Annotated in this window: 3 protein-coding genes and 1 pseudogene; 1 reads left to right on the plus strand and 3 read right to left on the minus strand. The window is 63.9% G+C overall.

What is annotated here, in order from left to right:
- Positions 1-392: 392 nt before the first annotated feature.
- The 3 genes and pseudogenes from ABZ822_RS32435 to ABZ822_RS32445 all read right to left on the minus strand — a co-directional run.
- Positions 393-578, minus strand: a pseudogene (locus ABZ822_RS32435) (TerC family protein); the annotation flags it as partial.
- Between the two features lie 100 nt (positions 579-678).
- Complete coding sequence (locus ABZ822_RS32440; RefSeq protein ID WP_360862044.1) at positions 679-5,832, minus strand: hypothetical protein; 5,154 nt, start codon at positions 5,830-5,832, stop codon at positions 679-681.
- A gap of 563 nt (positions 5,833-6,395) precedes the next feature.
- A complete protein-coding gene (locus tag ABZ822_RS32445; RefSeq protein ID WP_360862046.1) occupies positions 6,396-6,656 on the minus strand; it encodes a hypothetical protein in 261 nt (86 codons plus the stop codon).
- On the opposite strand from ABZ822_RS32445, the gene ABZ822_RS32450 reads away from it, so the two are divergent.
- The gene (locus ABZ822_RS32450) at positions 6,645-6,803 is read left to right on the plus strand and encodes a hypothetical protein (RefSeq protein ID WP_360862048.1); all 159 of its coding nucleotides are present in this window, start codon (positions 6,645-6,647) and stop codon (positions 6,801-6,803) included. The genes ABZ822_RS32445 and ABZ822_RS32450 overlap by 12 nt on opposite strands.
- The last annotated feature ends 249 nt before the right edge of the window (positions 6,804-7,052 follow it).

Below are 7,052 nucleotides of genomic sequence, written 5' to 3' on the forward strand. Positions count from 1 at the left end.
GGCCGGGAGCCACAAGCTCATCGGCCGCGCTGTGGAGCAACGGGAAACCTATGACGCCGCAGCCGCTCAGGCCGGCGGACGGCACCGCGCCGGAGTGAGGCCGACATGACTGCGCTATGCACGCAGTCGGGTAATGATCTGCACGCGATTGGGAGCGGGGATTGACGATTTGGGTTCTATCAAAGCCCCAGCTCAGCCCACCAGCGAACGGCCCACCACGCTCGACTGGGTGATCGGTGAGGTTTCGTGCCCGACCTCGACAGCGGGTACGGCATCCACTCGCCTGCGACGGCGGCGGAACACTTCCGCGAGCATGGCCTGCTCCGGTCTGCGGCGAATCCACACCGGGCCGAGCGAGCCGGTTCACTGCCGCCTTCGGGAAACGCATCGCGGACTCCGGACTCGTGCAGGGCGTGCAGCACCAGCTTCACACCGATGAAGCCGAGGATGACCGACAGGCCGTACGAAAGGTGGACCAGCTTCTTCAGCAGCCCGCCGATAAGGAATTAGAGCTGCCGCAGACCCATCAGCGCGAAGGCGTTGGCGGTGAAGGCGATGTACGGGTCCTGGGTGAGGCCGTTCAAGAGGCACGTGGCTGACTTCCCAGGGCCCCTGTGTCATCAGCACGGTGCAGTACCGGCGCCCGCCCGGTCGACGTTCCAACGAGGTCGCAAGGGCTCACCGTTGGATGGTGATGTCGGCCTGCGCGCTTACCGGGGGGCCGTAGTTGTCTGTGATGGTGATGTGGCAGGTGGTGTTCTGTGTCAGTGGAGCCGTGCTTTTGAGCACGGCCTTCGCAGGATCGTCCTTTTTGGGCTCGATCGTGAGGGGGGCGTCCTCGGGGTCCGTGCTCATCTTCCACTTGAGCGGCGTATTGACGATTGTTCTTCCGCCGCGCGCTTGAATCGTGTAGGGCAACTGGGACTGGTTGATCTGCGCACCGTCCAGGCCTGGCAGATCGCCTAGTTCAATGGCGGCGTTTATTCCGCCGTTGAGTCCACCGCCGAGAGCGACCGCGCCGTCGAACAGTGAGGTGACGATATAGACGATCTGGCGGGTCTCCGGATCGAAGTCGAATGTTTGCGCGATGGCTCGCGCAATCTGTGCGATCCAGGGCAGGCGTCCCATGATGGCCCCGACCCACGCTGCGACTGCGCGTCCTGGAGGGGCGCCGGAAGCCACCGTGCGCGACGCAATCACGCAGCCGAAAACCAGCGACGCAAGTCCCATGAGGAACTGAACGGCGGAGCCCTGTATGATCTTGTTGGCCGCGCCGAGGTTCTTGAGCAAATTGGACCGGTTGCCTGTAATCGGGACGAATTTGCCGACGACAACGCCCAGCAAATCAAAGACGAGGGTCGCGCTGCTCAATGCGAATAGGCCATGGAGTGGCCAGTCGTCCTTGTCCGGCTTGTCTTTGACTATGGGTGGCAGTGCCAGGAGGGTTCCCCAGACGTCCACGGATAGCGAGCAGGCGATAGCCCACGAAGGGATTTCCCCCTTGGTCAGTTCCATTACGCCCCAGTAGTCAGTGAAGGGGGTTGTAATGCCTTCCAGGACCCCCTTGCCGATGCTCGTGACCTGGAAGGACACTGCCGCGATGGGGGGCAGGTCGGTCGGATTGCCGGATGCCCTTTCGGCTGGGTTCAGGTGCCATGGCGGCGGGGGGATCGGGGGGAACTTACCGTCCGGGAATGGTGCCTTGTCGACACCCATGATCAGCTTGTAGCCGGTGGTGGCGTAGAACGCCGCGATGAGGAAGCCGAGGCCGCCCACGGTCATAGGCTCGGGCTCCCTGTCCGGGTTCGCCTTTTTCTGCACCCAGGCGTACAAGGTGTTGACGGGGCCCAGGTCGAGCGGTGTGTTGAGAAGAGCCCCCATCCTTTGGGCGGCGTACTGGAGAAGGAATAGCAGTTTCTGGATTATGGCGTCCGCTGCCGCGAGAGCGGAGTGCACCATGGTGCGGAGTGCCGCGACCAGAACGCTGAGTTCCGAACGGCTGCTCGGGTCAGTGTCGTCGACGCTGAAGAAGGAAGTGGGCAGCTCGTCCAGGTTGCCGAGGGAGTTGAGAGTCTGATTGAATTCTTCGTTCCCGAGCAAGAATTCGAGGAATGTCTTGAATTCACTGGCTACGTCTTCGAGCATGGGGCGGATCTGCTCGGTCAGGAGGATGCCCTGTCCCTCGCTGCCGCTTGCGACTGTCTTGTTGAGGAACCAGCCGCCTTGCGGCGTATCGAGATCTTGCCTGTCGATCGTGCCGCCGGTCGGACTGGGCAGCGGTGGAATGCTGTTGGGAAGGTCTCCCATGCGCGTGTTCGGATAGTGGGCTGTCAATTCCCTGAGCCACTTGTCGACAGCTGCCTCTTGTTGTTTGAACCAGTTGTCGAGTGTTTTGGCGTAGTAGCGGAACGTTGACGTCGCGTATGGGGCCAGGACGCTCTTCACTCCGTCTTCGAGGGCCATCTTCGTGTTCCAGATGTCCTTGAAGGCGAAGAGTGACTTGAGCCAGTCGATGACTCTGACGACGGCTTTGGCGACCATCTGGAAGACCGCTTCGACGGCCTGGACGGCCTGTTCGATCGCTTCGACGACCATCTCGCCCAGGGAGACGATGACGTTGCCGACCCACACGGCGATCTCGGTGACTGTGGTGACGATGACTTCCGCTACCTGGGTGGCACCGGTCTTGATGCCTTCCCAGACGTCGTTGGCCCAGCTGGTGAAGTCCTCCCACCAGCCGGTGTAGGTGGGATGGGCGTCGCGGTAGGCCTTGTAGGCGTCAAGATCTGCTTGGGTGCGGAAGGCTTGGTAGGCCGGCCGACCGGGATCCCACAGCTGTATGACGTACCCGAATACGGGCTGAGGTTCATCCAGGCCGTCGAACAGGACGGGCTTGAGCTGCTTGTCACCGGCCGCCTGCCCATACAGGTTGGCGCAGTGATCGACCACGACCCGCGGGGTCAGTCCGCGCTTCTTCAGCGCGGCCCAGTCGGCCAGAGGCTCTGCCGCCATCCCGGGCGCGTTCGGGGTGCACCGGGCGTGCTCCAGCAGGTCAGGGGTGAACCTGTCTCTCTGGGAAGGGAGACTGCCCTTGCCCGCCAGGAAGCTGTTCGCCTTGGACGCGAAGTCAATCGCGGTGCCGGCTTCCAGTCCGTCGGCGTCGAGGTGGACCACCGGCGGGTTCAGGCCGCGCGCGGGAACGGACAGGACCAGCTTGCCCATTTCATTGGTGGCCACTTCGACTTCGCGTCCCGGACCGACCTGGTAAGAGATCGAGTTGATCTGAACCTCAACCAGGGAGTCGGCAGACACGGACACGTGGTGGCCGGGCATGGGCTTGCCCTGCTTGGACAGCAGCGTGGCATCGGCGACGTAGTTCGAGACGATGTGGGGGGCCTTCCCGGGGTCCTGGGGCAGGCGGACCTTGTCCGTCTCCCAGCGGGAGGTGGTGACGTCCTGGCTGTACAGGCGGTAGGCCTCGGCCGGTGTCGAGCGGCTCAACTTGATCAGTTCCACGGCCTTGTAATCCGGGTACGGCTCCAGCTGATAGTCGACCACATCAGCATGCAGACCCACGGTGACGGGGACTCTGTTATCCGGCGGCGGTGCCTGATAGACCGGGCCGATTTTGCCGCCCCGTTGGCCCATCACGGACACTCTTCCCGCACCAGGCCGGTAGGCCACCAGATAGCTGAGGCCGCCTGTGCCGTTGTAGTCATAGCCGATGACTTGGTCCGCTGTAGAGGCGAAGTCGTAACCGCCCAACCCGTCTGCGGATTTCTCTATCCACTGATAGGTATTGGTGTGGGCGTTCCGTTCGAAGACATACACGGTCTGGTCAGCATCGCCCCGGTTCGGGCCGGGGCGGTACGCCAGCAAATGGTCGTTCTTGCCCAGGCCGGTGTAGTCGAACGGAATCAGGCGATCGCTCGACGCGTTCAGCTGGAACGGGCTGATGCCGCCGGTGTCATTGTGGATCACCGCGTCGAACCCGCCCCCGCGCCGCCAAGGCGACAGGACATAAACCGTTCCGGCGCCGGGCCGATAGGCCAGAAGGTGATTGTCACCGCCGGAGCTGTCGTAGTCGAAGCCGACTACCTGGTCTGCCTCATTGCTCAGCGTGAAACCGCCGAGACCTGCCGAGGACTCGAACACGGTGCTGAACGAACCGTCACCCTGCGGTCCCAGCACCCATGCTCTACCTGCGCCCGGCCGATAGGCCAGCAGGAAGTTCTTGCGGCCCAGCCAATCAAACGGAACCAGCCGGTCCCGAGGATCCGCCAGGTTGCACCCCCCAATACCATCACTGGCGCTGGAGGCCACCAAGTCAAACAGGTCCGCCTTTTCCTGCTTCTTGAAAATAGCGAACTTGCCTGCCCCCGGACGGTAGGCCAACAGGTGATCCGCGCTACCTGACCCCGTGTAGTCGTAAGCAATGACGCGGTCTGCCGAGGATCTGAAATCGTAGCCCGGCAGCCCCTCCCCTGAGGCAAACGTTCTGCTGAATCCGCCGGCCTCCGAAGTCCGCTTCACCACCCAAACGCTGTGGTCGCCGGGGGGCGTACCGGGCCGGTAGACAAGCAAATGGTCCGACTTTCCGGAACGTGTGTAGTCGAACGCGACGATGCGGTCGTTCGTCCGAGCCAGATCACAGCCGCCGATACCCGACGGTGCCCCAGCCACCCGTGCCTGGGTCCACGTCGGCTCCAGCACCTGTGCTGTGTCGGATCCCACGCTCCGCTTAACTGTCTGCCATCCGGACTGGTGCAACACCTGCAAGCTGCCAGCAGCGTTGATACCGAACACATGCAGTTTGCCGTCAGCGTCCTGCCACAGTTTCGTCTTCGATACGAAACCCGCGTTGACGCTTGTGGTCACGAGATGGTGTCCGGGTGACATGAAATAACCCGTCACCAGGGCGCCCTTCGCATCCAAGTAGGCGAACCCTACGTCTCCCTGCGGGTTGTTACGGTTCAGGTATGGCTGATGAAAGGCGCCACAGAACTGCTCAACCGCGGTGGAAACCGTGTACACAGGCGAATGCCCCCCTTCGCCCTCACGCTCCTCAATACGGATCAGCGTCTTACCGTCCAGACGGTAGTAGACGAAAGTGTAAGGCTTGCCCGACGCAGAGAAGAACGGCAAGTACCCACCCCCAACCACGGGCCTGCCGGTATTCAAGACCCTCGTAGGCGCAAGAACCCACCCGCCGCGGTCCTGTGAGCCAGACTGAGTTACTTCAGGAAGTCGCGGCATGAGCACCAGATTGGAATACCTCCCCGGGAAATTTGCCAAACTGGTCCCCAGGACAAGGGCACCGCCGTCCTGCGCGTACGAGACACACAGCCCACGCGCGGCAATACCTTGCTGATTGAACGTCGCCATCCCCGTCCATTTGCACCGCGCCGTTCCCTCCGGCGTATGCTGCTCAACCGTGAGAACCAGCCCGAACACCCGGGCATTCTCATCCTTTGGGCTGCAGATGGCCCACACATCCCCGGACGGATGCACCGCCACCACAACCTCGGCAACCAGCGGCGCCTCGACCGGCTCCTGCAGCCATCCCGTAACCGACGAGTCCGTCCGCTCCAGGTACGTGATCTGGCCCTTACGGTTGACCACCAGCGCTTCCTCGCGCCCTTCCTTGAACGGGTTCGAGAACAGCGCCTCCTGGTTATAGGACCCGTCCCCGACCTCCACGCCCTCGGCTGGCACCGCATCCTGCATCAGTTGCGTTGACAGCGAGAACGAGCCGGGCTCCTGCAGACCCGGATCAACTGCAGGCTCGTCATCCGACCGCGAGGGATTACGCAGGAACGTCTCAATGCCCATGATCTACTCCTCAACATGGGAAAAGCTGCCTACAGCACCTGACCGACAGGTACGGCCCCGGCAGCGCGGAACCGCCAAGGAAACGGTCAGAAGGGGAACCGGGCCGGGATCCGGATGGCTCGCCCGAACTGTGGTTCGTGCACCCGGGCCCATGCCGGTCACCGCCCGAAAGAGCAACTGCACGCCGAGGAAGATCCGCCAGAAGACCCTGCCACGGGACCATTCCTGCGGGGTGCCGGGCACGACCGGGGGCGGCTGCGGAACGGCGTAGGCTGCTGGGCCGGAGCGACCAACGAGCTGACCAGTGCCCACTGCTTGCTCTTCGCCGGGCGCGGTGCGTGCGGCCCACTTCTGGGGATCCTGCGGGTCCCGGTGGTGCTGTGAGGGCCTGGCCATGATCGTGCTCCTCGTGCTATCCGACACGGAGCCCCCGCGCCGAACACCCCCCATTATCCGCCGACCCGGACCATTCGGCGCGGCGAAGCCCTGCCCGGCTTCACAGGGTCGGGCGGGGTGCCGTCAGTCTGGTACGAGGCCGCCAGTGAGGTTGAGTTCGGTGGCTGTCATCGGCGGGCCCAGCTGGAGGCGGCGAAGACCGCGGCGTTGGCGACGTCGTCGTAGGTGGGGCGTTCGGCCAGGAGCACCGCCTGATCGGCCTGGTTCTCCTCGCCGGGTGCGGGAGAGCCGGGGGAGGGAAGCCAGCAGACGCGAACCCCCTGCGGGCCGAGTTCCGCTGCGAGTTGCCGGCAGACGCCTGTGAGGAGGCGGAGGCCCGTAAGCGGGTTCGGGTGCCGGTGCCGACGGAGCCTGCTGTGCAGAAGCACCTCAATTCGATCAAGGGCGACTCGCGCGCGGACGGCCTCCCGCCCGGCACGCTCGGGCCCCATCGGCCATGCCCGTGGCGGCACGAAGTCAACACCTATGCCTTCCAGTCGGCGTTCATCGACGCCGACAGGGCCTGGCAAAACTGACTGGGCGGCGCCCGGGCCGGCCGCCGGGTGGGCTACCCGCGGTTCAAGAAGAAGGGCCGCTCAAGGGAGGCGTTCCGGCACTTCGCCGGCTCAGACGGTTCCACTGGGAGTCTTGGCGAGCTTCCAGCGGAAGCGAAGGACGTCCTGCGCCGCATCGCCGTCCGGGCGCAGCAGGGTCTGGGCGAGGATGCTTTCCAGCGGGCTATTGCCCGTGGTCTGGAGTTCGACCTCGAGCAGACCGTCGGGTAT

The sequence above is a fragment of the Streptomyces sp. NPDC047108 genome, assembly GCF_040643575.1.
In the GTDB taxonomy this organism is placed as follows: Bacteria; Actinomycetota; Actinomycetes; order Streptomycetales; family Streptomycetaceae; genus Streptomyces.

Bases quoted from the DNA above. Each gene is read 5' to 3' on its own strand.
- ABZ822_RS32440 (WP_360862044.1), bottom strand. From the start codon at position 5,832: ATGGGCATTGAGACGTTCCTGCGTAATCCCTCGCGGTCGGATGACGAG.